General features: G+C 42.5%; 29 protein-coding genes. 27 read left to right on the forward strand and 2 right to left on the reverse strand.

The features are described 5' to 3' along the window. Positions 1–102 precede the first annotated feature (102 nt). The 25 genes from codY to ADH92_RS05965 all read left to right on the forward strand — a co-directional run bounded on the left by codY (position 103) and on the right by ADH92_RS05965 (position 22,805). Entirely contained in the window at positions 103–891 is a 789-nt protein-coding gene (gene codY / locus ADH92_RS05845; protein ID WP_024054997.1) for a GTP-sensing pleiotropic transcriptional regulator CodY, read from the forward strand. Continuing rightward, positions 891–1,463, forward strand: a complete 573-nt coding sequence (locus ADH92_RS05850) for a cysteine hydrolase family protein (protein WP_049497767.1) — start codon at positions 891–893, stop codon at positions 1,461–1,463. The genes codY and ADH92_RS05850 overlap by 1 nt, the downstream gene beginning before the upstream one ends. A 132-nt stretch (positions 1,464–1,595) precedes the next feature. Next, positions 1,596–1,898, forward strand: a complete 303-nt coding sequence (gene gatC / locus ADH92_RS05855; protein ID WP_002884769.1) for an Asp-tRNA(Asn)/Glu-tRNA(Gln) amidotransferase subunit GatC — start codon at positions 1,596–1,598, stop codon at positions 1,896–1,898. Continuing rightward, complete coding sequence (gene gatA / locus ADH92_RS05860; RefSeq protein WP_049497768.1) at positions 1,898–3,364, forward strand: Asp-tRNA(Asn)/Glu-tRNA(Gln) amidotransferase subunit GatA; 1,467 nt, start codon at positions 1,898–1,900, stop codon at positions 3,362–3,364. Before gatC ends, gatA begins: the two co-directional genes overlap by 1 nt. After that, a complete protein-coding gene (gene gatB / locus ADH92_RS05865; RefSeq protein WP_049497769.1) occupies positions 3,364–4,809 on the forward strand; it encodes an Asp-tRNA(Asn)/Glu-tRNA(Gln) amidotransferase subunit GatB in 1,446 nt (481 codons plus the stop codon). The genes gatA and gatB overlap by 1 nt, the downstream gene beginning before the upstream one ends. Before the next feature lie 338 nt (positions 4,810–5,147). Further along, positions 5,148–5,786, forward strand: coding sequence for a TetR/AcrR family transcriptional regulator (locus ADH92_RS05870; protein WP_049497770.1), 639 nt, complete (start codon positions 5,148–5,150; stop codon positions 5,784–5,786). Beyond that, entirely contained in the window at positions 5,786–6,169 is a 384-nt protein-coding gene (locus ADH92_RS05875) for a hypothetical protein (protein WP_049497771.1), read from the forward strand. Before ADH92_RS05870 ends, ADH92_RS05875 begins: the two co-directional genes overlap by 1 nt. Positions 6,170–6,303: 134 nt before the next feature. Then, positions 6,304–7,347, forward strand: a complete 1,044-nt coding sequence (locus tag ADH92_RS05880) for a 2,3-butanediol dehydrogenase (RefSeq protein ID WP_049497772.1) — start codon at positions 6,304–6,306, stop codon at positions 7,345–7,347. Between the two features lie 95 nt (positions 7,348–7,442). Next, complete coding sequence (locus ADH92_RS05885) at positions 7,443–8,354, forward strand: DMT family transporter (RefSeq protein WP_049497773.1); 912 nt, start codon at positions 7,443–7,445, stop codon at positions 8,352–8,354. Positions 8,355–8,497: 143 nt separating this feature from the next. After that, entirely contained in the window at positions 8,498–9,586 is a 1,089-nt protein-coding gene (locus ADH92_RS05890; RefSeq protein WP_065426982.1) for a DUF4352 domain-containing protein, read from the forward strand. 145 nt (positions 9,587–9,731) lie between these two features. Next, positions 9,732–10,877: an amidohydrolase gene (locus ADH92_RS05895; protein ID WP_049497775.1), complete on the forward strand. Its 1,146-nt coding sequence runs from the start codon at positions 9,732–9,734 to the stop codon at positions 10,875–10,877. Between the two features lie 120 nt (positions 10,878–10,997). Further along, positions 10,998–11,825 (forward strand): amino acid ABC transporter substrate-binding protein, encoded by an 828-nt coding sequence (locus ADH92_RS05900; RefSeq protein ID WP_031572958.1) that lies wholly within the window; start codon positions 10,998–11,000, stop codon positions 11,823–11,825. Positions 11,826–11,849: 24 nt separating this feature from the next. Next, complete coding sequence (locus ADH92_RS05905) at positions 11,850–12,713, forward strand: MetQ/NlpA family ABC transporter substrate-binding protein (RefSeq protein ID WP_023918949.1); 864 nt, start codon at positions 11,850–11,852, stop codon at positions 12,711–12,713. A 72-nt stretch (positions 12,714–12,785) separates the two neighbouring features. Further along, positions 12,786–14,159, forward strand: coding sequence for a M20/M25/M40 family metallo-hydrolase (locus tag ADH92_RS05910; protein ID WP_049497776.1), 1,374 nt, complete (start codon positions 12,786–12,788; stop codon positions 14,157–14,159). Beyond that, positions 14,152–15,219: a methionine ABC transporter ATP-binding protein gene (locus tag ADH92_RS05915; RefSeq protein WP_049497777.1), complete on the forward strand. Its 1,068-nt coding sequence runs from the start codon at positions 14,152–14,154 to the stop codon at positions 15,217–15,219. Before ADH92_RS05910 ends, ADH92_RS05915 begins: the two co-directional genes overlap by 8 nt. Then, a complete protein-coding gene (locus tag ADH92_RS05920; RefSeq protein WP_049497778.1) occupies positions 15,216–15,908 on the forward strand; it encodes a methionine ABC transporter permease in 693 nt (230 codons plus the stop codon). The genes ADH92_RS05915 and ADH92_RS05920 overlap by 4 nt, the downstream gene beginning before the upstream one ends. A gap of 12 nt (positions 15,909–15,920) precedes the next feature. Further along, positions 15,921–16,508 (forward strand): MptD family putative ECF transporter S component, encoded by a 588-nt coding sequence (locus ADH92_RS05925; protein ID WP_049497779.1) that lies wholly within the window; start codon positions 15,921–15,923, stop codon positions 16,506–16,508. A 125-nt stretch (positions 16,509–16,633) separates the two neighbouring features. Next, entirely contained in the window at positions 16,634–16,828 is a 195-nt protein-coding gene (locus tag ADH92_RS05930) for a helix-turn-helix transcriptional regulator (RefSeq protein ID WP_003005328.1), read from the forward strand. 28 nt (positions 16,829–16,856) lie between these two features. After that, positions 16,857–17,339, forward strand: a complete 483-nt coding sequence (locus ADH92_RS05935) for a DUF6773 family protein (RefSeq protein WP_049492393.1) — start codon at positions 16,857–16,859, stop codon at positions 17,337–17,339. 10 nt (positions 17,340–17,349) lie between these two features. Further along, positions 17,350–17,841 carry a DUF6773 family protein gene (locus ADH92_RS05940; protein ID WP_049497780.1) on the forward strand — a complete coding sequence of 164 codons (492 nt, stop codon included), beginning with the start codon at positions 17,350–17,352 and terminating at the stop codon, positions 17,839–17,841. Positions 17,842–17,991: 150 nt separating this feature from the next. Further along, positions 17,992–18,975 (forward strand): oxygen-dependent tRNA uridine(34) hydroxylase TrhO, encoded by a 984-nt coding sequence (gene trhO, locus ADH92_RS05945; RefSeq protein ID WP_049497781.1) that lies wholly within the window; start codon positions 17,992–17,994, stop codon positions 18,973–18,975. 99 nt (positions 18,976–19,074) lie between these two features. Continuing rightward, positions 19,075–19,980 carry a DUF4299 family protein gene (locus tag ADH92_RS05950; RefSeq protein ID WP_049497782.1) on the forward strand — a complete coding sequence of 302 codons (906 nt, stop codon included), beginning with the start codon at positions 19,075–19,077 and terminating at the stop codon, positions 19,978–19,980. A 157-nt stretch (positions 19,981–20,137) separates the two neighbouring features. After that, complete coding sequence (locus ADH92_RS05955; RefSeq protein ID WP_049497783.1) at positions 20,138–20,911, forward strand: nucleoside phosphorylase; 774 nt, start codon at positions 20,138–20,140, stop codon at positions 20,909–20,911. A 155-nt stretch (positions 20,912–21,066) separates the two neighbouring features. Further along, on the forward strand, positions 21,067–21,819 hold the full coding sequence (locus ADH92_RS05960) for an SDR family oxidoreductase (RefSeq protein ID WP_049497784.1): 753 nt from the start codon (positions 21,067–21,069) through the stop codon (positions 21,817–21,819). Positions 21,820–21,902: 83 nt separating this feature from the next. Continuing rightward, complete coding sequence (locus ADH92_RS05965; RefSeq protein WP_049497785.1) at positions 21,903–22,805, forward strand: carbohydrate kinase family protein; 903 nt, start codon at positions 21,903–21,905, stop codon at positions 22,803–22,805. A gap of 215 nt (positions 22,806–23,020) precedes the next feature. Here the strand turns inward: ADH92_RS05965 and rsmG are convergent, their stop codons facing one another. Continuing rightward, a complete protein-coding gene (gene rsmG, locus ADH92_RS05970; protein WP_049497786.1) occupies positions 23,021–23,734 on the reverse strand; it encodes a 16S rRNA (guanine(527)-N(7))-methyltransferase RsmG in 714 nt (237 codons plus the stop codon). A 70-nt stretch (positions 23,735–23,804) separates the two neighbouring features. Between rsmG and ADH92_RS05975 the strand changes: the two genes are divergently transcribed. Then, on the forward strand, positions 23,805–24,365 hold the full coding sequence (locus ADH92_RS05975) for a LemA family protein (RefSeq protein ID WP_003017390.1): 561 nt from the start codon (positions 23,805–23,807) through the stop codon (positions 24,363–24,365). Position 24,366: 1 nt separating this feature from the next. Next, complete coding sequence (gene htpX, locus ADH92_RS05980) at positions 24,367–25,263, forward strand: zinc metalloprotease HtpX (RefSeq protein ID WP_003008442.1); 897 nt, start codon at positions 24,367–24,369, stop codon at positions 25,261–25,263. Positions 25,264–25,289: 26 nt separating this feature from the next. Here the strand turns inward: htpX and ADH92_RS05985 are convergent, their stop codons facing one another. Further along, positions 25,290–26,507, reverse strand: coding sequence for an MFS transporter (locus ADH92_RS05985; RefSeq protein ID WP_049497787.1), 1,218 nt, complete (start codon positions 26,505–26,507; stop codon positions 25,290–25,292). Between the last annotated feature and the right edge of the window lie 277 nt (positions 26,508–26,784).

Here is a 26,784-nt window from a genome sequence, read left to right on the forward strand (position 1 = left end):
AATTGCGCATAATTGTAGAAAAAATAAATAATTTTCAGATAATTTGATTGAAATTCCCACACTTATATGATATACTTGAGCTGACTATATGCGAGGTTTATTATGGCAAACTTATTAGAAAAGACACGTAAAATTACATCCATCTTGAAACGGACTGATGAACAGTTGCAGTTCGAGATGCCTTATAATGATATTGCCCAGCAATTAGCGGATATTATCCACTGTAATGCCTGTATCATTAATAGCAAGGGAACCCTTCTTGGTTATTTCATGCGTTACAAGACCAACAATGACCGGGTAGAAGCTTTCTTTCAAAATAAAAAATTACCAGAAGATTATGCCAAGGCAGCTAGTTTAGTCTACGATACAGAAGCTAATTTAGATGTGGACCATGATTTGAGTATCTTTCCGGTCGAAACCAAGTCTGAATTTCCTGATGGCTTGACCACCATTGCGCCTATTCATGTTTCTGGGATTCGGTTGGGTTCCTTGATCATTTGGCGCAATGATAAACAGTTTGCGGATGATGATTTGATCTTGGTTGAGATTGCGAGTACCGTGGTAGGAATTCAAATGTTGAACTACCAACGCGAGGAAGACGAGAAGAATATTCGTCGTCGGACAGCGGTGAATATGGCTGTCAATACCTTGTCTTACTCGGAGTTGCGGGCTGTTTCTGCCATCCTTAGTGAATTGAAAGGAAATGAGGGACAGTTGACTGCTTCTATCATCGCGGATCGGATTGGCATTACTCGCTCTGTGATTGTCAATGCACTCCGGAAATTGGAGTCAGCTGGTATTATTGAAAGCCGTTCTCTTGGAATGAAGGGAACCTATCTCAAGGTGTTGATTCCAGATATCTTTGAGGAAATTAAGAAAAGAGATTACTAATGACTAAAGCCTTGATTTCAATTGACTACACTGTCGATTTCGTAGCAGATGATGGTAAGCTTACGGCAGGTGCTCCTGCACAAGCCATTTCTGAGACAATTGCTCAGGTGACCCAATTGGCCTTTGACCAAGGAGCCTATGTCTTTTTTGCCATTGATGCGCATGATGTAGAGGATCCATTTCATCCTGAAAGCAAGCTCTTCCCACCTCATAATATCATTGGGACCAGCGGACGGGATTTGTACGGCCCTTTAGCAAATTTTTATCGGGAGCACAAAGCGGATCCACGCGTCTTTTGGATGGACAAGCGTCATTATTCTGCTTTTTCAGGAACGGACCTAGATATCCGCCTGCGGGAACGTCATGTAGATACAGTTATTTTGACAGGTGTCTTGACTGATATCTGTGTCCTTCATACAGCGGTTGATGCCTACAACCTCGGCTATCAGATCGAAGTCGTGGAACCTGCAGTAGCATCGCTTACTCCTGAAAATCATCAGTTTGCCTTGAATCATTTCAAGCATGTCTTAGGGGCAAGCTTGGTAGATAAAACTTTAAGTGAAAATAAATAAAGAGTATGGAATTAGTTGAGTGCAGTTCTCAATTAGTCTCATCTCTTTTTCTTATTTTGATGCAACATGAAAAGCTAAAATTATGATAGAATAGAAGGTATTGGAAATTATCATTTCACGAAAGGAAGCAAGATGAAAATTACGCAAGAAGAGGTAACCCACGTTGCCAATCTTTCAAAATTGAAATTCTCTCCAGAAGAGACAGCTGAGTTTGCGACAACCTTGTCTAAAATTGTCGACATGGTGGAATTGTTGGAAGAAGTGGACACAACCGGTGTTGCCCCAACAACGACCATGGCGGATCGCAAGACCGTATTGCGTCCGGATGTTGCTGAAAAAGGGACGGACCGTGACCGCTTGTTTAAAAATGTACCTGAAAAAGATAACTATTACATCAAGGTACCAGCTATCCTAGAAGATGGAGGAGATGCCTAATGTCATTCAACCATAAAACCATTGAAGAGTTGCACGACCTCCTTGTCTCTAAGGAAATTTCAGCAACGGAATTGACACAAGCGACGCTTGACGATATCAAGGCGCGTGAAGAAGCAGTCAATGCCTTTGTAACGGTGGCTGAAGAAGCGGCCCTTGCACAAGCCAAGGCTATTGATGAAAAAGGAATCGATGCAGACAACCTCTTGTCAGGGATTCCACTTGCTGTCAAAGACAATATCTCAACAGATTGCATCTTGACCACTGCGGCTTCAAAAATGCTCTATAACTACGAGCCCATCTTTGATGCGACAGCGGTTGCCAATGCCAAAGCCAAAGATATGATTGTCATCGGGAAGACCAACATGGATGAATTCGCCATGGGTGGATCTGGTGAAACTTCATATTATGGACCAACCAAGAATGCTTGGGACCACAGCAAGGTGCCTGGTGGTTCATCTAGCGGATCTGCTGCAGCTGTCGCTTCAGGTCAAGTCCGTTTGTCCCTTGGTTCAGATACAGGTGGTTCTATCCGTCAACCGGCTGCTTTTAACGGGATTGTTGGTCTCAAACCAACTTATGGAACGGTTTCCCGTTTTGGTCTCATTGCCTTTGGTAGCTCACTTGACCAAATTGGACCGTTTGCACCAACAGTCAAGGAAAATGCCCAATTGCTTAATGTTATTGCTAGTGAAGATGCCAAGGATTCAACATCTGCACCAGTACGCGTAGCCGATTTTACTTCTAAGATTGGTCAAGACATCAAAGGTATGAAGATTGCCCTTCCTAAGGAATACCTCGGTGAAGGGATTGACCCAGAAGTCAAAGAAACCATCCTTAATGCGGCGAAACACTTTGAAAAATTGGGAGCAACTGTCGAAGAAGTTAGCTTGCCTCATTCTAAATACGGGGTTGCTGTTTACTACATCATCGCTTCATCTGAAGCTTCTTCAAACTTGCAACGTTTCGACGGTATTCGCTATGGTTTCCGTGCGGAAGATGCTAAAAACTTGGATGATATCTACGTGAACACTCGTAGTCAAGGCTTTGGTGATGAGGTCAAACGCCGGATCATGCTTGGTACCTTTAGTTTGTCATCTGGTTACTACGATGCTTACTACAAGAAAGCTGGCCAAGTCCGTACCCTTATTATCCAAGACTTCGAAAAAGTCTTTGCAGATTATGACCTTATCCTTGGTCCAACAGCTCCTAGCGTAGCCTTTGATTTGGATTCACTCAACCATGATCCGGTTGCCATGTACTTGGCTGACCTCTTGACCATTCCTGTCAACTTGGCAGGTCTTCCAGGGATTTCGATTCCTGCAGGTTTTGCGCAAGGTCTTCCGGTTGGTTTGCAGTTGATTGGTCCGAAGTATTCTGAAGAAACCATCTACCAAGCTGCAGCTGCCTTTGAAGCAACGACGGATTACCACAAGCAACAACCCCTTATTTTCGGAGGTGACAATTAATGAACTTTGAAACAGTCATCGGACTTGAAGTCCACGTTGAATTGAATACAAACTCAAAAATTTTCTCACCAACCTCTGCCCACTTTGGGAATGAGCAAAATGCTAACACTAATGTGATTGACTGGTCTTTCCCAGGGGTGCTTCCTGTCTTGAACAAGGGTGTTGTGGATGCTGGTATCAAGGCTGCTTTGGCCTTGAATATGGATATCCATCAGCACATGCACTTTGACCGTAAGAACTATTTCTACCCTGATAATCCAAAGGCCTACCAAATTTCGCAATTTGACGAGCCAATCGGATACAACGGTTGGATTGAAGTGCAATTGGAAGACGGCTCAACTAAGAAAATCGGGATTGAACGGGCCCACTTGGAAGAAGATGCCGGTAAAAACACCCACGGAACAGATGGATTCTCTTACGTAGACCTCAACCGTCAAGGGGTGCCATTGATCGAAATCGTATCTGAAGCAGATATGCGTTCCCCAGAAGAAGCCTACGCTTATTTGACAGCATTGAAAGAAGTTATCCAGTACACTGGTATTTCAGACGTCAAGATGGAAGAAGGATCTATGCGTGTGGATGCCAACATTTCCCTTCGCCCATACGGTCAAGAGGAGTTTGGTACCAAGACGGAGTTGAAGAACTTGAACTCTTTCTCAAACGTCCGTAAAGGTCTTGAATACGAAGTGGAGCGTCAAGCGAAGATCTTGCGTTCAGGTGGTGTCATTCGTCAAGAAACACGTCGTTATGATGAAGCGAATAAGAGCACGATTCTTATGCGTGTCAAAGAAGGAGCAGCGGATTACCGTTACTTCCCAGAACCAGACCTTCCATTGTTTGACATCTCAGATGAGTGGATCGAAGAAATGCGTACGGAGTTGCCAGAGTTTCCAAAAGACCGTCGTGCTCGCTATGTGGCAGAGCTTGGCTTGTCTGACTATGATGCCAACCAATTGACAGCGACGAAAGTCACTTCTGACTTCTTTGAAGCAGCCGTAGCCCTTGGTGGAGATGCCAAGCAAGTATCTAACTGGCTCCAAGGGGAAGTCGCACAATTCTTGAATGCAGAAGGCAAAACACTGGAAGAAATCCAATTGACACCAGAAAACTTGGTGGAAATGATTGCCATCATCGAAGATGGAACCATCTCTTCTAAGATTGCCAAGAAAGTCTTCGTTCACTTGGCGAAAAATGGTGGCGGTGCGCGTGAATACGTCGAAAAAGCTGGATTGGTACAGATTTCAGATCCTGAAGTCTTAATCCCAATCATCCACCAAGTCTTTGCAGATAATGAAGCAGCCGTAGCTGACTTCAAGTCAGGTAAGCGGAATGCGGACAAGGCCTTTACCGGCTTCCTTATGAAAGCAACCAAAGGCCAAGCCAACCCACAAGTAGCCCTCAAGTTACTTGCCCAAGAATTGGCGAAGTTGAAAGATAGTGAATAAAAAATAACAGTTACTAGGAAGTATCTGTCAGATGCATGATAAAGACATCTTAGAAACTTTCCTTAAGTGAGTTCGGACGTCAGCGAACTTCGAGGAAGTTCCATGACTTAGTTTTGAACCTAAAGTTTCAAAACTCCCGAGTGCCTGAAACATAATTGTTTCAGGCACTTTTCTCACGGCGGAAAGTTTCAGTATATGTTTACATTCTAACAGGCACCTTTTAGTGTCTGTTTTTACTTTTTCAGAGGGAATCAAAAATGGAATTTAATTGACAAAGTCTTCTAAATTTAATAAAATTAAAAACAGACCGATAGTCTGTTTTTAAGGAGGTAAGTTACTTGAAACAAGAAATAAAATCAAAAAGAAGTAAAGATCAAATTATTCAAGCAGCCTTGTCCTTTTTTTCAAATAAAGGCTATAAAGAAACAACGATGGCTGATTTAGTAACAGTGACAGGATTGTCAAAAGGGGCTGTTTACTATCACTTCAAAAGTAAAGAAGAGATTCTACAACTCTTAATGGAAAAAGAAACGATTGCCCTCTCAACTTTTCTAGAAGAATTGTCAAAGAACGAAGGAGTTTCATCAACAGACCGCCTATTACAATTAGTTGATTATTTAATAGGCAATGAGAATATGAAACAACTTACGGGCATTGACTGGGCACAAAAGATACCGTTCGGCTTGTTGTTTTCTTTAAAAAATACGGTAAATGTTCTTTCCAAATATGTAGGAATAATCATTCATCAAGGAAATGAGAAGGGCGAGTTTTCTTGTAAATATCCTTTAGAGACAGCTACAACACTATCTCTATTAATTGATGTGTGGCTTGATCCAACTATATCAGGTGAAGAAATGATCTCATTCTCACAAAAATTAGACTATATTGCATTTTATTTAAATAGTAGCGGTGTTCCTGTTTTAACAGAAAACAAGTGTCAAGAGATTAATCAGTTTTTTCTTAAAGGAGGAAGATGATGAATCGGCTATTGAGATTCTTATTTATCCTACTTATCATCGCTATGTCTGGAGCGATTGTCTTCCAGCTGTTCTTTCCATCTTATATGGGAAGTCATTCGGGATATGGTATTTCTGTCGGTTGGCAACGAGAGATTGGGATTTGGAATGTGGCAGTTCTTGTGATTATCATTGCTGTCAATCTTAAATACGATTGGTTTTATCTTCGGACGGTTCTATTGGCTTTGATCCTAGGTGGGCTTGGGATCGGTACTAATCATCTCTTCAGTTATTTTCACTATCATCTGTCGGTCAATGGGATCGGTGCACTTGAAAATTATCTCCTCGTCCTTGGTTGGATGGTGGGCTGGAGAATAGAGACTTCACGAATTAAAAAGGAATAAGAAGGAGTAGTCAAAGGACTGCTCTTTTTCATCTTCAGTTTTTCCTTGACAAGTAAAAAGAAAACGTTTACAATGTGGTATATAAAGATTCCTGAAAAGAAAACTAAAAATCATGAAAACAAGGAGACCATCCTATGGCTACTATGAAAGCAGCACGCTGGCATGCAGCAAAAGACGTTCGTATCGAAGAGGTGGAAGTACCTGAAGTACAACCACATCAAGTAAAGGTGGCAGTTAAGTTCACAGGGATCTGTGGTACGGACTTGCATGAATATTTGGATGGTCCGATCTTCATTCCAACAGAAGAACATGTTTATTCTGGTCAAAAAGCACCGGTTACTTTGGGACATGAATTCTCTGGTGAGATTGTAGAAGTCGGAAGTGATGTGACTCGTGTCAAAGTTGGCGATCGTGTCACTATCGAACCAATTCTTGCAAAGCACAACTTAATTGGTGACTATAACCTCGATCCAAACTTGAACTTTGTTGGTCTTGCTGCAGATGGTGGTTTTGCTAAATATTGTGTTCTTGATGGTGATCTTGTCCATGTGATTCCAGATAGCTTGAGCTTTGAACAAGCCGCTCTTACAGAACCTGCTGCTGTTGCTGTGTATGCAGTCCGTCAATCTGCTTTGAAAGCTGGAGATACAGCAGTTATCTTTGGTTTAGGCCCAATTGGTCTTTTGATCGTTGAAGCCCTTCGTGCAGCAGGAGCATCAAAAATCTATGCGGTTGAATTGTCTCCTGAACGCCAAGCGAAAGCAGAAGAATTGGGAGCAATCGTTGTGCACCCAGAAGAAGGAGAAACGATCGTCGAAGCCATCCATCGTTTAACAGGTGGGGGAGCAGATGTTTCTTATGAAGTTACTGGGGTCCCAGTTGTTTTAGGCCAAGCCCTTGCAGCCGTTCATAAAGCTGGGGAATGTATGGTTGTATCTATCTGGGAACGTGAAGCTAGCATCAATCCAAATGAATTCGCTATTCAAGAAAAATCCCTCAAAGGAATTATTGCCTACCGCCACATCTTCCCTAAAGTCTTGGAATTGATGGAACAAGGCTACTTCTCTGCTGAAAAATTGGTTACTAAGAAAATCAAATTGGAAAATATCGTTGAAGAAGGATTTGTTGAATTAACACAAGATAAATCCCAAATCAAGATCTTGGTTCAACCTGAATAAGCGAATAAATTTATATGAAATAAAGTAAGGCTGAAACGTGTAGTTTCGGCCTTTTATGATACAATAAAAGTAAGGAACAGATTTGGGAGGGGACTATGTCAAAGACGATGAAAGGGACGCTCATGACCTTGATTGCCGGGATTGCTTGGGGCTTATCAGGAGCTTGCGGCCAGTACCTGATGGTTCATGGATTTACAGCAATTGGGTTGACAACGATTCGCTTAATTATTTCGGGAGCAGTTCTTTTACTCCTAGCTTATTTATCGGATAAGAAAAAAGTTAAATCCTTTCTAACAGACCGCTCGTCATACATCCCCTTGCTTTTATTTGCATTTTTAGGTTTGTTAATGACCCAATTGACTTATCTAGAAGCGATTGATGCGACTAATGCAGGTACTGCAACTGTTTTGCAATATCTTTGTCCAGTAGGTGTCTTGGCCTACTCTTGTATCAAAGACCGGGTAGCTCCGACGGTATCTGAAATCATTTCGATGGTCTTAGCCATCGCAGGGACCTTTCTCATTGCAACCCATGGTCAACTCAATCAATTGGCAATCACTCCTAAAGGGCTAGCTTGGGGACTTGTTTCTGCCTTTGCCTATGCCCTCTACATCATTCTGCCTATTCAGTTAATTCAAAAATGGGGAAGTATGTTGGTGATTGGTATCGGTATGCTCATTCCAGGACTTGTGATGATTCCCTTCACAGGAAGAAGACTTTTTCATGGCCAATATAGCATGGATAATCTAATGGGCTTAGTTGGCTTAGTGGTGATTGGGACCATATTTGCCTATACGGTCTTTTTGAAAGGGACAACTCTGATTGGACCGGTCAAAGGTAGCCTTCTTGCAGCTATTGAGCCTATTTCAGCTGTATTCTTTGCCTTTGCCATTATGAATGAACATTTCTTTGCCATTGATTTTATAGGGATGGCTATGATCCTCCTTGCGGTCCTCTTGATTTCCCTCAAGGATCTCATGATTCAAAAAGAAAAAGGAATCTTGTAAAACCAAGATCAATTATTTTTCAGTTAAAAGGTTGAGACGAAAGTCTTGGCCTTTTTATGATAGGGGAGAGTTATCACTATATAGCGTATACATAGCTAGAAAAAGATGTTAGAATAGAAAAAACTTTTTTTAAGGAGATGAGGATGAAAAAGATTTTCAAATGGGCCCTATTTGCTGTGGCGACTTTGAGTTTAGCGGCTTGTGGGACTGGTGCTCAAAAGACCAATTCGCAGCAAGCAAAGACAGAAAAAGCAGCGAAAAGCTCTGCATCTGACGGTCAAGTCGAGGTGAGTTTAAAAGGAGGGCAATACATCAAACCACCTGTCCTCAATGACTCAGAAGACGGAACCTATTTAGCCCTTCAATTAGAATTTAAAAATGTTGCCAAAGAATCTATCAACGTGTCAGATTCAGATATCACCATTTACGATGCGGATAATAACAAGGTCAAATTGCAGTCAGGAATTTATGACCACAGTGAAGCCTTCCAATTGCTCAAGAGTGATCAGTTGGCCCAGGATAAAAAATTAACCGGCTATATCGTTTTTCCAGTCGAAAAAGGCAAGAAGTACGAAGTGCAGTATGAACGAAAAACCTATAGCTCTGATAAAAAATCCAAGCCTTTAAAATTTGCGGTGGATTCTTCTCAGTATGAGGATAAGGCGGAAGCTTCCACAATTCTAGCAGATGAATACATCAATCAAGTTTACTTCAGTGGCCAACGAAAGGTCAAAAAGGATGACGCTTTTGTTTTGGGAACTGATTTGAAAAAGGAAGCTAGTGATTTCCGTGCGAAATTTGCGGCTGACTTTACTCGTAAACTACATGATTACCAATTCTCTGAAGAAGAAGTGACCCAGTTTATCGATGCTTATGAAAAGGAAAATGCTAAGCGTGCGAAATTAACCTATAAGGTCAAACAATACTTCCCAGACAAGGTAGTCATTAGCCTGAATCCTGAGACAGTCAGCATGGAAAAGACGATTTTAAACCACATGCAGACCTTCTATCAAGAACATCGAAAAGACTATCCAGGTATCATCGAGGCGAATCAGGCTCAAAATAAAGCCTATAGAGAGGAAATGATGGCTTCTCTTGCAGATCGTCCCTTGACGACGCCGGATCGGTACGACTACCAGTTGACCTTTGTTAAGAAAGATGGCAAATGGGAAGTAGAAAAAGCCTATAATAGTGATAGCTTTATGGAAAAATTCGAGGGAAATCTTTCTTAATGCGGAAGTTGGCACTCCTAGGACATGAATCTAGGAGTGTTTTTATCTATAGTTTGAAACTATATCAAAACCCAAGAAACAGGAATTAGACGGAAACACCTATTAGTGATAAAATAATTTTAAGTTTGAAAGGAGATGAAGGCTTGTGTCTTTTTCTTATGAAGAGTTAGCAGAGATTCGCCACTATATCCACCAACACCCAGAATTGTCCGGTCAAGAATACCAGACAACCGCCTTTCTAAAAGAGCGTTTAGAAGAGTTGGGGATTCGTATTTTAGAGAGTGGATTAAAAACTGGTCTGATTGCAGAAATTGGGTCCGGCCAACCGGTGGTGGCACTTCGAGCAGATATCGATGCTCTTCCAATTTTGGAACAAACGAATCTGCCCTACCAAAGTCAGAATCCAGGAGTCATGCATGCCTGTGGCCATGATTTTCATCAAACCAGTCTTCTGGGAGCAGCAGCTCTTCTCAAGGAAAAAGAAGACCAGCTTGAAGGGACCGTACGCTTGATCTTTCAACCAGCAGAAGAAATCTCAGAAGGTGCTTCTGATGTTTTGGCAACAGGATTGTTGGAGGATGTTCAAGGAATTATTGGTTTTCACAATATTCCCCAGCTAAAAGCAGGGCAACTTGCCTTGAATGCTGGAGCTATGATGGCAGGGGTTGAGAAATTCAAGGTTACCGTGACAGGGGTTAGTAGCCATGCTGCGAGACCAGATTTGGGAGTTGACACTGTAACGGCCGTCACAACCATGGTTCAGAACTTACAATTATTAATTTCACGGACCGTTTCTCCCTTTGAAACAGCTGTTTTGTCCATTACGCATCTAGATGTGGGCTCAACCTGGAATGTGCTCCCAAAATCAGGCTATTTTGAAGGAACCATTCGTTCTTTTAATCCGAGTGTGCAAAGAGACTTGAAGGCACATTTTATTTCCATCATTCGACACATTGCAGAAAGTCTGGAAGTAGATGTAGCTTTTGAGTGGGGTGTGACCCCGCCCGTTACCTTTAATGATGAGGAATTGACGCAGGTGGTTTGGGAAGCTTCACAAGGCTTGGCTGAAGTGATTCCAGCAAATCCATCTACAGCTGGAGAAGACTTCGCCTTTTACCAAGAGCGAATTCCTGGAGTCTTTGCTTTTATCGGTTCAAATGGAGATCCGGATGCGCCAGACCTCCATCATGATCACATGACCATCGATGATGCCGCCTTTCATGTATCCGTTCCCTATTATGTTGAAAATGCGCAAGCTTTATTGCGGTATTTCAAAGCCAAAGAAGTGTGATAAAGAAAAACTATCACCTCCATAAAAAATATATATTGGGCAAGTAAATGCTTTTTTGATAAAATTAAAAAATACTTTTAAAATGGCGTTTTATGTGCCTGAAACGAATAAGGAGATCCTATGAATCTAAAAAAAGTGATTAAGTATTCTGCTTTAGGATTAGTTGCAGTCCTTGCAACCAGTGCTTTAGTAGCATGTTCATCTGGTAAATCAGCCAGTGGTAAGAAAACCATTGAAGTTGGGACTGTTGGAACAACAAAACCATTCTCTTACGAAGAAAAAGACGGCAAGCTAACCGGTTATGAAATCGAAGTTTTGCGTGAAATCTTCAAAGGTTCAGACAAATATGAAGTAAACTTTAACAAAACAGAGTGGTCTTCAGTCTTTGCTGGCTTAGATAGTGACCGTTTCCAAATCGGTGCCAACAACATTAGTTACTCAAAAGAGCGGGAAGAAAAATACCTCTATCCAAATCCATATGCTCGCAATCCATTAGTATTGGTCGTACCAAAAGATTCTTCTATTAAATCTTTGGATGACATTGGTGGCAAGAAAACAGAAGTTGTTCAAGGAACATCAACTGCTAAACAATTAGAAGATTACAATAAAAAACATTCAGATAATCCAACTGACTTGCAATACACAGATGGAACCATTCAAACCATCATGGCTAATTTAGCGGATGGTCGTACAGATTACAAGATCTTCGAACGGATCTCAGTAGATACTATCATTCGTGATCAAGGCTATGACAACTTGAAGGTTATCGAGCTTCCAAGCGACCAACAGCCTTATGTGTATCCGATTATTGCAAAAGAAGATAAAGACCTTCAAAAATTTGTCAACAAACGTATCAAGGAACTCTATGACAATGGAACCCTTGAAAAACTGTCTAAAAAATACTTTGGTGGAGTTTATCTACCAGAAGCAAAAGATATTAAAGAATAATATTTAATTAAAGGAGACTTCAAAATGAAATTGAAAAAAATTCTTGGTTTAACAGCTCTTGCAGCTATTGCAACATTTGCTCTTGCAGCATGTGGTTCTTCAAAATCATCTAGCAAAGATGGTGAAACAACTGTAAAAGTAGGTGTCATGACTTTGAGCGACACTGAAAAAGCTCGTTGGGATCAAGTTCAAAAGAACTTGGATGACGCTAAAACAGGAATCAAATTGGAATTCACTCAATTTACAGACTACTCACAACCAAACGTGGCTGTAAAAGATGGTAGCGTGGATATCAATGCTTTCCAACACTACAACTTCCTTGATAACTGGAACTCTAAAAACGACAATGCCCTTGTTGCAGTAGCAGATACCTACATCGCTCCAATCCGTCTTTACTCTGGTACAGAAAACGGTAAAAACAAATACACTTCAATTAAAGAAATTCCTAAAGGTGGAACAATCGCTGTACCAAATGACCCAACAAATGAAAGCCGTGCCTTGTATGTCTTGCAATCAGCTGGTTTGATTAAATTGGATACTAAGGATGGACAATTGGCTAACGTGTCAAACATCAAAGAAAATCCAAAAGATTTGAAGATTTCTGAATTGGATGCTTCACAAACACCATCTGCTCTTCCATCAGTAGATGCTGCAGTCATCAACAATACCTTCGTTCGTGAAGCAGGCGTTGATTTCAAAAAAGCTATCTATGTTGAAAAGAAAGACAACAACTCAAAACAATGGTACAACGTGATCGCTGCTAAGAAAGATTGGGAAAAATCTGATAAAGCAAAAGCAATCAAAGAAATCATCAAAGCCTATCACAAAGACAATGTGAAGAAAGTGATCGAAGAATCTTCAGAAGGAATGGACCAACCAGTCTTCTAAGATTTGATCTCATGTGTATGAAGGAGGTGGAGAAGCAATTCTCTACCTCTTATCGTGTATTAGGAGGAATGCATGCCTTTTGCAACAGAAGCGGAACAAATCCGTAAATTTGAAAATGATGAGGTCGCACAACATTATTTTGAAGTGTTGCGAACCTTGATTTCAAAAAAATCCATCTTTGCCCAACAAGTTGGTCTCAAGGAAGTGGCTAACTATTTGGGGGAAATTTTTACAGCTGCAGGAGCCAAAGTCGAAGTTGATGATAGCTATACAGCACCTTTTGTGATTGCCAAATTTTTCTCACCAAATCCTGAAGCCAAAACCATCATTTTTTATAACCACTATGATACGGTACCAGCTGATGGAGACCAACCTTGGACGGGAGACCCGTTTACCTTATCGGTTCATTATGGGACCATGTACGGTCGAGGGGTTGATGATGACAAGGGACATATCACGGCTCGTCTCACAGCTCTTCGAAAATACATTCGTGAAAGTGGCGATTTGCCAGTCAATATCACCTTTATCATCGAAGGGGCAGAGGAGTCTGCATCGACGGACTTGGATAAATACTTGGCCAAACACAAGAAACACTTGCGTGGGGCAGACCTCTTAGTCTGGGAACAAGGCACCCGAAATAATCAGGGTCAGTTGGAAATTTCTGGTGGTAGCAAAGGGATCGTCACCTTTGATATGGTGGTGAAGAGTGCAGAAGTGGATATCCATTCCAGCTATGGTGGCGTGGTGGACTCTGCTTCTTGGTATTTGTTAAATGCTATCGCCAGTCTTCGGGACAAAGAAGGCCGAATCTTGGTGGATGGGATTTATGATCAGATCCAAGAACCCAATGAACGCGAGCTAGTTTTGATCGAGCAATATGCCAACAAAGGACCAGAAGATGTAGCGGAAACCTATGGTCTAACCCTTCCAATCTTGAAGGAAGATCGAAAAGAATTCCTACGCCGTTTCTATTTTGAACCAGCCCTGAATATTGAAGGCTTTGGCTCTGGTTACCAAGGACAAGGTGTTAAAACGATTCTTCCGGCAGAGGCGAGTGCTAAGATGGAGGTGCGTTTGGTTCCTGGACTGGATCCCAAGGATGTCTTAGAAAAGATCAATCAGCAATTGAAGAAAAATGGCTATGATCAGGTCGAATTGGTCTATACTCTCGGTGAAATGAGTTACCGAAGTGATATGAGTGCCCCATCGATTTTAAATGTCATACGGCTGGCCAAAGATTTCTATAGAGAAGGAGTTTCTGTTCTTCCAACAACAGCGGGAACAGGGCCAATGCACACGGTCTTTGAGGCTTTGCAGGTGCCGATGGCAGCCTTTGGAATTGGCAATGCCAATAGCCGTGATCATGGGGGCGACGAAAATGTGAAAATCGCCGATTATTACACCCATATTGAATTGATAAAGGAGTTAATAGCAAGTTATGAGTAAAGTAATGATTCAGCTGGATCACATTGATGTGACTTTCCAGCAAAAGAAACGTCAGATCCAAGCCGTCAAAGATGTGACCATTCATATTAATGAAGGCGATATCTATGGGATTGTAGGGTATTCCGGAGCCGGGAAATCGACCTTGGTTCGGGTGATCAATCTCTTGCAAGTGCCTAGCGCCGGAACCATCACTGTGGATGGAGATGTGATTTATCAAGATCAGGTGACCTTAAAACCGGCTGCCCTTCGGGAGAAACGTCGGGATATCGGAATGATTTTCCAACACTTCAACTTGATGGCTCAAATGACTGTTGCAGAAAATGTAGCCTTTGCTCTTAAACATTCTAAATTAAACAAAGAACAAAAGAATGAGAAAGTGGCGAAATTGTTGGAACTGGTTGGTCTATCTGACCGTGCAGAGAATTATCCAGCACAATTGTCTGGTGGTCAAAAGCAGCGGGTAGCGATTGCGCGTGCCCTTGCCAACGATCCAAAGATTTTGATCTCAGATGAGTCAACTTCAGCCTTGGATCCAAAGACGACCAAACAAATTCTAGCGTTGTTGCAAGAGTTAAATAAAAAACTTGGCTTAACCATTGTCTTGATCACCCATGAGATGCAAATTGTCAAAGATATTGCCAACCGGGTAGCTGTCATGCAAAATGGCGAACTGATTGAAGAAGGGTCTGTTTTAGATATCTTCTCGAATCCGAAAAATGCCTTGACGCAAGACTTTATCACGGTTGCAACAGGAATCGATGAAGCCATGGTGAAAATCAATCAACAAGCGATTGTTAAGAACTTGCCTGATGATTCGATTTTGGCGCATCTCAAGTATGCAGGTTCTGTGACAGATACAGCCATCATCAATGATATTTACAAGCAGTACCAAGTATCTGCCAACATTTTATTTGGGAACATCGAGATCCTTGATAACACGCCTGTTGGAGAATTGGTGGTCATCTTATCAGGTGAAAATCAAAATCTGGAAACGGCCAAAGCTGAGTTAGAAAATGCAGGAGTTTCCGTGACTATTGTGAAAGATGGGAGAAAAGCATGATCCAGTTAATTCAAACATATTTACCAAATGTCTATAAATTAGGGTGGTCTGGCCAGTATGGATGGGGAACCGCTATTTACTTGACTCTTTACATGACCGTTGTTTCCTTTATTATTGGTGGATTTTTAGGTTTGGTGACAGGGCTTTTGTTAGTCTTGACCCGTCCAGGTGGTGTCATCGAAAATAGAATCGTTTTCCAAATTTTGGATAAGATTACTTCCTTGTTCCGCGCCATTCCTTTCATTATCTTGTTGGCCTTTATTAATCCTTTGACCTACTTGCTCTTGAAAAATACCATCGGTCCTACAGCAGCCCTTGTTCCGCTGTCCTTGGCTGTCTTTCCATTCTTTGCCCGCCAAGTCCAAGTAGTCTTGTCCGAATTGGATGGAGGCGTGATTGAAGCAGCACAAGCCAGTGGGGCAACCTTCTGGGATATTGTCGGTGTCTACCTTCGTGAAGGGCTTCCTGATTTGATCCGTGTAACAACAGTGACCATCATTTCCTTGATTGGAGAAACCGCCATGGCGGGTGCCGTTGGTGCGGGAGGATTAGGGACCTTGGCCATCAACTACGGGAAAAACATGTTTAACAATGATGTCATCTTTGTGGCGACCTTATTGATCCTGATTCTTATCGTTCTGGTCCAATTTATCGGGGACTTCCTTTCGAAGAAAATTAGCCATCGTTAGGATCAGTATCCAATGAATAGAATAAATGTGAATCAAATAAAACAAGTTGGAGCCTTCACTTTCCTCTATTTTCTTGCGATTGGACTGGGGGTCTTAGTTGGAAATCTGGTCGATCATCAAGGAAATATGTTTTATGCTCCTGCCTTTTCAGCCTTGTTTGGCGGGACGATCTACCGCTATTATCTAGAAAAAATAAAAGGAGTTGGATCTATCTTTATAGTTGGCTGCGTGATCGGCTCCTTCTTTCTCTTTTCGCGTCATGGTGCAGGTGCCTTTATTCCAGCCTTGATCGCCGGAAGTTTTGCGGAGATGGTCGCCTCAAGTGGTCGTTTTCGCTCGAATTTACGAAACGCCTTGTCTTTTGTTATTTTTGCCTTTGCGACAACAGGGCCCATTCTTATGATGTGGTTCTATCCAGCCAGTTACCGCATGTCTTTACTGGATCGTGGTAAATCGATAGACTATGTCAATCGAGTGATGGTATCACCAGATCTAGCGACCATCACTTGGTTTGTCCTCACGGTCATACTGGGTGCTGGATTAGGATGGGGACTATCATATATCCTACAGTCATTTCTAACAAAAAGAAGAGGAAACTAAGAAAGCCTGGGAAACCAGGCTTTCTTAGTTTTATCAAAAATATTTTTTACAAAATGCAAGATATATATTGCAAAATAGAAAATATAGTGTATAATAGAGCTATAAAAATAAGAAAGGAAAAGCCTGTGGCGAAAAATCTCAAATTAAAAATGGCCCGGGTCGAGCATGATATGACCCAGGGGGATCTTGCAGATGCCATTGGAGTGACGCGCCAGACCATCGGTCTGATTGAGGCGGGAAAGTATAACCCAACCCTCAGTCTCTGCCTTGCCATCTGTAAGACCTTGGATAAGACGCTGGATCAACTGTTCTGGGAGTAACAGTTTTAATAATAGAAAGAGGAAGAATATGAAACAAAAGAAAGAACCAATTGTAAAAGATGAACGGACTATGCTACTTGATGGAAAAATCGCAGGAGAACTTGTCCTTGGCATGACCTGCTTTATTGCCCTATCTGCCTTTGTGAAGTCCAGTATCCTGGACTTAGACCTAGTCGCTTATCTCCCTGAGATGTTCCTTCTGATTGCCATGGGGGCTTATGCTCTGCTAAGAAGGATCAGTTCAGGGATTGATATCCGAGATGTGTTAGAAAAAGATAGCTGGTTGAGTCGCCTTGGGTCAGGTCTAGTCTTTGCTGTGCTGATGATAGCCATGGATGTGATTGGAAAGCGAGAGGCAACGAGCTTTATCTTGAGTCCCAAGTATCTGATCAAAATTTTATTAGAAATCATCGTTTTTGCCATCCTGACAGATCTGCTTGAAAAACCACTTGCTCTTATCAATCGGAAAAAACAAGAGAAGATCGAGGCAGAGTTAGAGGATGAAGAATAAGGAGAAAGCAATGAGATTACAATTGCTGAACAAACAAATCATAGATGAACGAGAAGAAGGCTTAGCTAATAAGGCTGGTGCTGAGACAGCTGGTTTTCTTTTCCTTGCCTTAACTGTTTTTAGTGTAGGATCCATTTTTACATCTAAGGTGGTGCTGAGTCCAATCAAGGTGGTAGCCTTACTCATCGTCTCAGGATTGTATTACTCTGTTCGTTGTCAACGATTGGGTGTGAAATTTATTAGTTATAGTTATCTAAATGTGACGGGAATTGTAGCAGTAACCTCTATTCTCTCCTTGTTCATCTGGGCTCAAAATTTTCAATTAAACCTAGCTGTTTATCAGTCTAATCCCTTCCATTCAAAATTCTTACTAGTACTTCCAATTACCTTTTTACTGAATCTTCCAATTGTATGGGGAGTGAATACCCTTGTAATGCTTCTTGCAAAAGTTGAGAAAAAACGCTATGAAGCCTATCTGGATCAGATGGAAAAGGAAGAGTAGGAAGTTGGAACCCTGGTTTCGTCGTATAAAAGTCTGGGAAACCAGGCTTTTATTTTTCAGTCAAATAAATTGCATTCGTTTTCTTGGGAGAGTATACTGGTATAGTTGAATGAAAAATTCTGATAATTTAATCTTAGAAAAGAGAATATTATGGCAAAACCTATTCGCGTATTACTCTACTACCTCTATACCCCCATTGAAAATGCAGAACAATTTGCGGCTGATCATTTGGCCTTCTGTAAATCAATCGGCCTTAAAGGTCGTATCCTAGTCGCTGACGAAGGGATCAACGGAACCGTTTCTGGTGACTATGAAACAACGCAAAAATACATGGACTACGTTCACAGCCTTCCAGGTATGGAAGACCTCTGGTTCAAGATTGATGAGGAAGAAGAGCAAGCTTTCAAGAAGATGTTTGTACGTTATAAGAAAGAGATTGTCCACCTTGGTTTAGAAGATGATAATTTCGATAACGACATCAATCCCCTTGAAACGACAGGTGCTTACTTGTCTCCAAAAGAGTTTAAAGAAGCTCTTCTCGACGAGGATACAGTTGTCCTTGATACTCGTAACGACTATGAGTACGATCTTGGTCACTTCCGTGGGGCTATTCGTCCAGACATCCGCAACTTCCGTGAATTGCCACAATGGGTCCGTGATAACAAGGAAAAATTCATGGACAAACGCGTTGTCGTCTACTGTACTGGTGGAGTCCGTTGTGAGAAATTCTCGGGTTGGATGGTGCGTGAAGGCTACAAAGATGTTGGTCAATTGCATGGCGGAATCGCCACTTACGGGAAAGACCCAGAAGTTCAAGGCGAACTGTGGGATGGGAAAATGTACGTCTTTGACGAGCGGATTGCAGTCGACGTCAACCATGTCGATCCAAGCGTTGTCGGCAAAGACTGGTTTGATGGAACGCCATGTGAACGCTATGTCAACTGTGGAAATCCTTTCTGTAACCGTCGCATCTTGACTTCAGAAGAAAACGAGGACAAGTACCTCCGTGGTTGCTCACATGAGTGCCGGGTTCACCCTCGCAATCGTTATGTCCAAGAACACAACTTGTCACAAGCAGAGGTTGCTGAGCGTTTGGCCCTTATCGGTGAAACGCTTGATGGAGCACCTGCATAATGGAAACAAACAGTCTGAAAGCTCAGGCTGTTTTTATATGGAAATTGATTGAAAATTGTGCTATACTTTAGGTAAGCGATTTCATAAAGGAGAAAACAAATGAGTATCGTGTTTTCAATCAAAAATAAAAAGAGCTTATTTGGCTATCAGAAAGTACTCGCAGCACAGGAAGTTCTTAAATTGGTAGAAGGGTTGACAACCTACAACTATGATCCTGCTACCCTTCATCGTCCCTTAAATGATTTTGAAGGCTTGAACTGTATCGTATTTGGTAAGAGCGGTCTTCCTCTGCAGTTACGCTATTTTGATGAGGAAGAGTCTTATCAGATTCAGGTGCCCTCTTTTGCGATAGAAGAAGATTGGCAGTTGGCCCTGCGATGGCTTAGTCGCCTCGCAGAAGTACTAGGAACGGAGATTGTGGCCAGCGACGGCGTGAGCTATACTCCAGATTCTATTTTCCATTTTGATTATGAAGTCGTTATCCTAGAAACGCTGGGTAATGTGACGAAAGAAAAAGATCTAAAAGAGTTTGAAGTACAAGGCTTCGCTCATCCAGTCTATTTGGATCGGGATACAGTGCAGGAAGTCTTGAACCATGTCCATCCACTAGAAGCTTACTCTGCCTTTATCAAGAAGATTCAATATAGTGCAGCTTATTTCAGTCAAGTCCGTTTTTATCAACAGGAGGAGACAGGAGCCTTTTTAGCCAGCTATAGCTTGACAGAAGATACGGATACGGTCTTGCCAAGCGTGCCACATGTTCCTGCAGAATATGTAGAAATTGTGGGCTTAGCGGGTATCAGTGATTGGCGAGTTCTATTGGTTGAGATCGATGGAGATCCGGATAAGCCAGAAAACTACCATCCAATTGGTTCTCTTGCACTGAAGAATCTACTGGCAGCGCTAGAGCCAGATGAATTCCAGTTGCTAGATGCTAGTCAAATTGAAATTAAAAAATTGTCCAAAGAACGGTTGCTAGAATTAGCGCAATTGGAAAACAAGTAACAATATCGAAGTGAACTGTCCCTCAGACATTTGATCCGAAAAATCTAACGTCTGGGAGCAGTTCTTTTTTTATGCTTCTTCCTTTGATCAAAAACCAATGACTAGGCTAATTGTGGTATAATAGGGGCCTAGAAGTAGAATGAAAGAGGTGCACGAAATGCTGTTAGAAGAATTTGATGCCAATCGACAGGCGATTATCAATCCACAAGACTTACACCAACCAATTGAAGGATTTCCCAAAGTAGTCATCTCTTGCTTTTCAAGAGTAACTTTTGCTCGCCTCCTTGAGAATTACGATCATGAGGTCATTACAAGAACCTCCATGGCCAACTTTGAAGTCATTGTCTATGGGATTTCGATTGGAGACCAACAGATTGCTGTCTTTAATGCACCAGTTGGGGCTGCTTCCTGTGTAGGGATTATAGAGGATTTGATTCAATTTGGGATGGAAAAACTAGTGCTCTTTGGGACCTGTGGGGTTTTGGACCAAGATATTGAGGCGACCTCCATCATCATTCCAACAGCAGCTCTTCGAGACGAGGGGACCAGTTACCACTATCTTCCGGCTAGTGATGAAGTGGAAGTAAATAAGAAAACCCTACCGCTCTTTCAAGCCTTTCTGGACAGCCACAAGGTTTCCTATCAGTCAGGAAAAGTGTGGACGACAGATGCACCCTACCGGGAAACCATCGACAAGATGAAGCGACGAAAGGAAGCAGGAGCCATCTGTGTGGATATGGAATGTTCGGCAGTGGCAGCCTTAGCAGCTTTTCGGGGCTTTGAGCTCTGCCATTTCTTCTACGCAGCAGACCACCTCTCGGAAGAAAAATGGGATATCCGAACCTTATCTAGTCATGAGGATTTAGATAGCAAGGATCGAATCGCGGAGTTAGCCATCCAATTTGCGCTCTTATGGGAAAAGGTAAACTAAATGAAAGAAGCAATGATTGAACTGAAGGATTTTTCCTTCCAATACAAGAAGTAATTTTGCAAGATAGGATTGTTTCATCTAGATTCTAAGTCGAGACAGAACCTGATGGTTCTTTCTCAATCAGGGACGTTTTTACAATCCATGGAGGTAATGACATGTCAGAAACGATTTTAGTAACAGGAGCTTCAGCTGGCTTTGGTCAAGCGATTTGCCGTCGCTTAGTAGCAGATGGATACCGTGTGATCGGATCAGCTAGACGCATCGAAAAATTACAGGCCCTTCAAGAAGAGCTGGGAAAAGCTTTTTATCCCCTGCAAATGGATGTGATGGATCTTTCTCAGGTAGATCATGCACTTGCCAGTTTGCCAAAAGCTTGGGAGAGAGTGGATGTTTTGATCAATAATGCTGGCTTGGCCCTAGGTCTCGCCCCAGCTTATGAAGCGGAGGTCGCAGACTGGCTGACCATGATTCAGACCAATATTGTCGGCTTGACCTATCTGACAAGGAAAATCTTGCCCCAGATGGTGGAACGAAATGATGGCTATATTATCAATTTGGGCTCTACAGCAGGAACTGTGCCTTATCCAGGGGCCAATGTTTACGGGGCATCCAAGGCTTTTGTCAAGCAATTCTCCCTCAATCTTCGGGCAGATCTAGCTGGAAAGAAAATTCGTGTCAGCAATATTGAACCCGGTCTTTGCGAAGGAACGGAGTTCTCTTCTGTTCGCTTTAAAGGAGACGAAAAACGGGTAGAAGCCCTCTATCGAGATGCCCATGCCATTCAGCCGGAAGACATTGCCAACACCGTAGCTTGGTTGATCCAACAGCCCAAGCATGTCAATGTCAATCGGATTGAAATCATGCCGGTTTCCCAAACCTTTGGCCCTCAACCCGTTTATCGTGATTAAAAAGAGAAGCAACCAAACCACAAGGGGTTGGTTGTTTTTTATGTTTCCTCTGGTATAATAGAAGGCAAAGTAAGGAGAAAAAGATGACAGCTGCGTTAGTTATTGGTTCTACAGTTTGTGATGTGATGATTTACTTGGATCGTTTGCCAAGTCGTGAAGGAGATGCCCATATTGATCACCAGCAATGGTCTGTGGGAGGTTGTGCCTTTAATGTCGTTAATATCCTTCATTTTTTGTCGCAACCCTACCAGTTTGTCTCGCCAGTCGGTTCTGGAATATATGGTGATTTTATTCGAAGAGAGTTGAAACAATTAGGGATTTCCTCTAGCATCTCATTAGAAGGGGCCAATGGTTGTTGTTACTGCTTTGTAGAGTCTGATGGTGAGAGGACCTTCTTATCGGACCACGGAGTGGAGTATAGCTTCCAAGCAGAGTGGCTAAAAGAGATCGGGACAGATCCGTTTGATTACATCTACTTGTGTGGCCTTGAAGTCGAGGAGCCAACCGGTCTTGCATTGGTCCAGTCTGTTTCGCAACTAGAAGGCCAGGTGATTTTCGCACCAGGGCCACGCGGACTCTTGATTCCAAAGGAACGACTGGAAGCCATTTATGATCTGCATCCAATTCTCCATGTTAATGAGGCTGAAGCACTGGCTTTTTCAGGGTGTAGAGAGATCCAGCCAGCCATCGAACACTTGTATCAGAGAACGGGGCAATTAGTCATTGTCACCTTGGGTGAAAAAGGCGCGGTTGCCTATGATGGCCATTGGTATGAGGCAGACGGTTTTCCAACAGAAGTCGTCGATACAGTAGGCGCTGGAGATAGCCATGTGGGAGCCTTCATATCCGCCCGTTTAGAAGGCTTAGACATCGCGCAAGCCTTAAGGTTTGCCAACAAAGTCTCTAGTCAGATTGTTGCAAGTAAGGGCGTTCATCTGACAAAAGAGCAACAAGAAGCCCTGCGAACAGAATTGAAACAAAAATAAAAAAGAGAGTGGGACAGAAATCGGTAATTCGTTAGAATTCGATTTCGTCGTCCCACCTCCGCACAGTTGAGTAGGGCTGTAAAAGCTGATGAAATCAGCGTAGTAGAGCCCACTCAACCACTGCGTCTTGCTTGACAATCCAAAAATAATTGAGAGGCTAGGACTTTTGTCCCAGCCTCTTATTTGACTTTATCCGCTTAGCCCTTTGTATCTTACTACAATGGCCGCTTATTGGGCATGCCTGCTTTTCTTGGGTATTTATTGGGGGTTTCTTTTTTCTTTTCGACAAGAGTGATATAGCGTGGATCCCCATTTGGCAATTCATATTGTAGATTGTCTTCAACCTTGCTAAAGAGCAGATTGAGGGCATTTTTGGCTTCTTCTAACTCTTCTGGAGCATTGCTGGCCTTGAGAGCAAGAAGCTGTCCCCCTACTTTCAGGTAAGGGATGGTCAGTTCAGAGAGGACTTGCATGCGGGCAACCGCGCGGGCAGTTACGATATCAAATTGGGCACGAAAAGCCTTGTCTTGCGCAAAGTCCTCCGCACGCCCATGGTAGAAATGAACTCCACTTAAGCCCAACTCTTCAGCCAGCAAGTGGAGAAAATTGATCCGCTTATTGAGGGAATCAATGATGGTGACATCCAGCTCAGGAAATAGGATCTTCATTGGTAGGCTCGGAAAGCCGGCGCCAGCTCCGATATCCAAGAGGCGGATGGGTTGATTTTCGATCAAACCCTGTAAAATGGGTGCGATAGAATCATAAAAATGCTTGAGATAGACTTCGTCTTTTTCGGTGATGGCAGTGAGATTAATCTTTTCATTCCATTCAACGAGGAGCTCAAAATAGCGTTCGTATTGCTCTTTTTGACGATCAGTTAACGGAAAGCCGAGTTCGGCTAAACGGGCATAAAATTCTTCTGGTTTCATGCTATTATTTTACCACAAAATAAGGGAAATTTGATATACTGGTAGAAAGAAATGAAAGGAATTCAATAAAATGATTTGGATTATTCTTGGGATCATTGTGGTCCTTGTGTTGATTGTAGTAGGAGTTTACAACGGTTTGGTGAAAAGCCGGATGCAAACTCGTGAAGCATGGAGTCAAATTGACGTGCAATTGAAACGTCGGAATGACTTGATTCCAAACTTGATCGAAACTGTTAAAGGCTATGCCAAGTACGAAGGGGATACTCTTGCTAAGGTCACTCAACTTCGCCAACAAGTGGCTCAAGCTTCTTCACCTGCAGAAGCAATGGCGGCCAGTGATGCTCTTTCCCGTCAAGTAGCAGGCATCTTTGCGGTGGCTGAAAATTACCCAGACTTGAAAGCTAACACTAACTTCATGCAGTTGCAAGAAGAATTGACCAACACAGAAAACAAAATTTCTTATGCCCGTCAATTGTACAACAGTGTCACAAGCAACTACAATGTCAAGTTGGAAACTTTCCCAACAAACGTGATTGCTGGAATGTTTGGCTTCAAACAAGCCGAATTCCTTCAAGTGCCTGAAGAAGAAAAAGCAGTACCAAAGGTGGACTTTAGCGGATTAGGAGACTAATATGCTCTTTGACCAAATTGCAAGCAATAAAAGGAGAACCTGGATTCTCCTTATTGCTTTTTTCATACTCTTAGCTCTTATCGGAGCAGCCGTTGGCTACCTCTGGTTAGGTTCCTCCCTTGGTGGCGTCATCCTAGCTTTGATTATTGGTGGGATTTATGCCTTTAGCATGATTTTCCAATCAACCGAGGTCGTCATGCGGATGAACGGGGCTCGTGAGGTAACGGAAGAGCAAGCCCCTCAACTCTACCATATTGTACAAGATATGGCTATGGTAGCCCAGATCCCCATGCCTCGGGTCTATATTGTGGATGATCCTTCGATGAATGCATTTGCGACAGGGTCTAATCCTCAAAATGCTGCTGTTGCAGCAACGACAGGTCTTCTAGCTGTGATGAACCGTGAGGAATTGGAGGGAGTTATCGGACATGAAGTCAGCCATATTCGCAATTACGATATTCGTATCTCTACGATTGCAGTGGCCCTTGCTAGTGCCATCACCATGCTTTCTAGCATTGGTGGCCGGATGATGTGGTGGGGCGGTGGCCGTAGCCGGGACGATGATCGAGAAGGTAGCGGTGGTTTGGAGATTGTTATGTTGATCCTTTCCTTGCTTGCCATCGTTTTAGCACCATTAGCAGCGACCTTGGTCCAGTTAGCCATTTCTCGTCAACGGGAGTTCCTAGCAGATGCTTCAAGTGTTGAATTGACGCGGAATCCTCAAGGAATGATCAATGCTTTGTTAAAACTAGACAATAGCGAACCAATGCAACGACATGTCGATGATGCGAGCAGTGCACTTTTTATCAACGATCCAAAAAAAGAAACCGGTTTGCAAAAACTCTTTTATACCCACCCACCCATTGCTGAACGGGTAGCTCGCCTAAGAAAAATGTAAAAAAAATCCACCAAACGGTGGGTTTTTTATTTGGTAGTTAAGAGGAGGGTAGTGAAACCAAGGATAGCAAAGGTCCCCCAAGCTAGGGGAAGGCTCCAGATAGCTAGACTAGAAAAGAGAGCTGTCCCAAGTGGCATGGCAAAGCTGACCATTAGTCCCAAAAAGCTAGAGGTAGAAGCTAATTTTTCAGCGGGTAATTTACTCATTAAAAGACTGGAAACTTTTGGGTTGATTTTTGCAACAAGATAACCAAGGAAAGTGATGAGTAGAAGGGAAAAGAAATCCCAGTGCACCAGAATATTTGTGAGCCCAAGCATAGTCAGCCCACCTGTGATCCACAGGAGGATATGATGGAGGCTTTGCTTGGAAAAATAATCGTGAGGTGTCAGACTAGCCCAGACCATGCTTAAAATAGTCACAGCCTCTAAGATCAAGAGGGATTGGCTAAAGTTCAAATGAAAGAAGGGGGAGTGAAGCAGTTGCAGATTGTAGATGCCAGAGATGGATCCCCCTAAAGCATTGATAAGAACCAATGAGAAGAGCAACTTGCCAAAGTGGTGGACCTCCTCATCTGCAAAAATACTTTTGGCGTTCTGGTACATCTCTTGGCATTCGTGTACCAAAGAATTCTTACTTGTGGGCTCAATGACGGGATCATGTGTCAGCTGCTTTTTTCTAATCAAGAGACAGGTAGAAGACAGGAGAAAAGTCACTGCATTGATCGAAGCGACCAGGGCGAAATTTTGATGGCTGATGGCTAGTAGCCAAACTCCTAGAGCTTGTCCAGAAATCGAGCAGACCATACTAAGTAATTGGTTGAAGGAATAGGCCTCCATCAAATCCTCGTCGGGGATGTTCTTTTTCATGATAGGGAGTTGCAAGCCTCCGCGATAATCGCTCAAACAATCTGAAACAATGTTTAAAAAGCAAACAATCGAAAAGGCTAGGTAACCCGGAATCTTGGTCATGAGAGCAATAAGGATGAAGAGGATGGCTTGAAGATAGCCAATGCGGATCAACCAGTTAGCTTTTTTCTTCGTGCGGTCAGCCTTCATCCCGACAAAAATGGTAAAGAGGCTAGGAATAAATACAATTAGATTGGCAATGCCAACTGCCAGACTAGGCTGAGGCATGCTGGCAGCAAAGACCACAAAGACCAGATTGTAGATGGCAGCGCCAAGGGTATTTAAAAAGCGTGAAAGACTAAGTAAGGCAAAAATCTTATTACGGACTAAGAGTTTCATAAGCCTTCCTCCTTCTTTCTAGCGGCTGTCATAGATTCTTTTACGAATTGAAAAATCTGTTTGAAGAGGTCCATTTTCTCCTCTTCAGAGAGAGTGAGTTTCTGATCCTTCAGATAGACGCTGGTATGTGAGAGAAGAAAGCGGAGGAAGTGGCTTTTTAGTTTGGTTATCATGGGAAGAACCTTCTTTCTTTGCTTGATAGTCCTATTGTAAACCTAAAAAACAAGAAAAAATAAATGTTGCATATTTTCAACAAAAACTCACAGGATAGATCTGT

Source organism: Streptococcus parasanguinis (genome assembly GCF_001073155.1).
Lineage (GTDB): Bacteria > Bacillota > Bacilli > Lactobacillales > Streptococcaceae > Streptococcus > Streptococcus parasanguinis_D.

Bases quoted from the DNA above. Each gene is read 5' to 3' on its own strand.
- gatC (WP_002884769.1), top strand. From the start codon at position 1,596: ATGAAAATTACGCAAGAAGAGGTAACCCACGTTGCCAATCTTTCAAAA.
- ADH92_RS05960 (WP_049497784.1), top strand. From the start codon at position 21,067: ATGTCAGAAACGATTTTAGTAACAGGAGCTTCAGCTGGCTTTGGTCAA.
- rsmG (WP_049497786.1), bottom strand. From the start codon at position 23,734: ATGAAACCAGAAGAATTTTATGCCCGTTTAGCCGAACTCGGCTTTCCG.
- gatB (WP_049497769.1), top strand. From the start codon at position 3,364: ATGAACTTTGAAACAGTCATCGGACTTGAAGTCCACGTTGAATTGAAT.
- htpX (WP_003008442.1), top strand. From the start codon at position 24,367: ATGCTCTTTGACCAAATTGCAAGCAATAAAAGGAGAACCTGGATTCTC.
- gatA (WP_049497768.1), top strand. From the start codon at position 1,898: ATGTCATTCAACCATAAAACCATTGAAGAGTTGCACGACCTCCTTGTC.
- ADH92_RS05965 (WP_049497785.1), top strand. From the start codon at position 21,903: ATGACAGCTGCGTTAGTTATTGGTTCTACAGTTTGTGATGTGATGATT.
- ADH92_RS05900 (WP_031572958.1), top strand. From the start codon at position 10,998: ATGAATCTAAAAAAAGTGATTAAGTATTCTGCTTTAGGATTAGTTGCA.
- ADH92_RS05955 (WP_049497783.1), top strand. From the start codon at position 20,138: ATGCTGTTAGAAGAATTTGATGCCAATCGACAGGCGATTATCAATCCA.
- ADH92_RS05935 (WP_049492393.1), top strand. From the start codon at position 16,857: ATGAAACAAAAGAAAGAACCAATTGTAAAAGATGAACGGACTATGCTA.
- ADH92_RS05875 (WP_049497771.1), top strand. From the start codon at position 5,786: ATGAATCGGCTATTGAGATTCTTATTTATCCTACTTATCATCGCTATG.
- ADH92_RS05920 (WP_049497778.1), top strand. From the start codon at position 15,216: ATGATCCAGTTAATTCAAACATATTTACCAAATGTCTATAAATTAGGG.
- ADH92_RS05940 (WP_049497780.1), top strand. From the start codon at position 17,350: ATGAGATTACAATTGCTGAACAAACAAATCATAGATGAACGAGAAGAA.
- ADH92_RS05905 (WP_023918949.1), top strand. From the start codon at position 11,850: ATGAAATTGAAAAAAATTCTTGGTTTAACAGCTCTTGCAGCTATTGCA.
- trhO (WP_049497781.1), top strand. From the start codon at position 17,992: ATGGCAAAACCTATTCGCGTATTACTCTACTACCTCTATACCCCCATT.
- ADH92_RS05950 (WP_049497782.1), top strand. From the start codon at position 19,075: ATGAGTATCGTGTTTTCAATCAAAAATAAAAAGAGCTTATTTGGCTAT.
- ADH92_RS05910 (WP_049497776.1), top strand. From the start codon at position 12,786: ATGCCTTTTGCAACAGAAGCGGAACAAATCCGTAAATTTGAAAATGAT.
- ADH92_RS05890 (WP_065426982.1), top strand. From the start codon at position 8,498: ATGAAAAAGATTTTCAAATGGGCCCTATTTGCTGTGGCGACTTTGAGT.
- codY (WP_024054997.1), top strand. From the start codon at position 103: ATGGCAAACTTATTAGAAAAGACACGTAAAATTACATCCATCTTGAAA.
- ADH92_RS05880 (WP_049497772.1), top strand. From the start codon at position 6,304: ATGGCTACTATGAAAGCAGCACGCTGGCATGCAGCAAAAGACGTTCGT.
- ADH92_RS05985 (WP_049497787.1), bottom strand. From the start codon at position 26,507: ATGAAACTCTTAGTCCGTAATAAGATTTTTGCCTTACTTAGTCTTTCA.
- ADH92_RS05915 (WP_049497777.1), top strand. From the start codon at position 14,152: ATGAGTAAAGTAATGATTCAGCTGGATCACATTGATGTGACTTTCCAG.
- ADH92_RS05850 (WP_049497767.1), top strand. From the start codon at position 891: ATGACTAAAGCCTTGATTTCAATTGACTACACTGTCGATTTCGTAGCA.
- ADH92_RS05975 (WP_003017390.1), top strand. From the start codon at position 23,805: ATGATTTGGATTATTCTTGGGATCATTGTGGTCCTTGTGTTGATTGTA.
- ADH92_RS05925 (WP_049497779.1), top strand. From the start codon at position 15,921: ATGAATAGAATAAATGTGAATCAAATAAAACAAGTTGGAGCCTTCACT.
- ADH92_RS05885 (WP_049497773.1), top strand. From the start codon at position 7,443: ATGTCAAAGACGATGAAAGGGACGCTCATGACCTTGATTGCCGGGATT.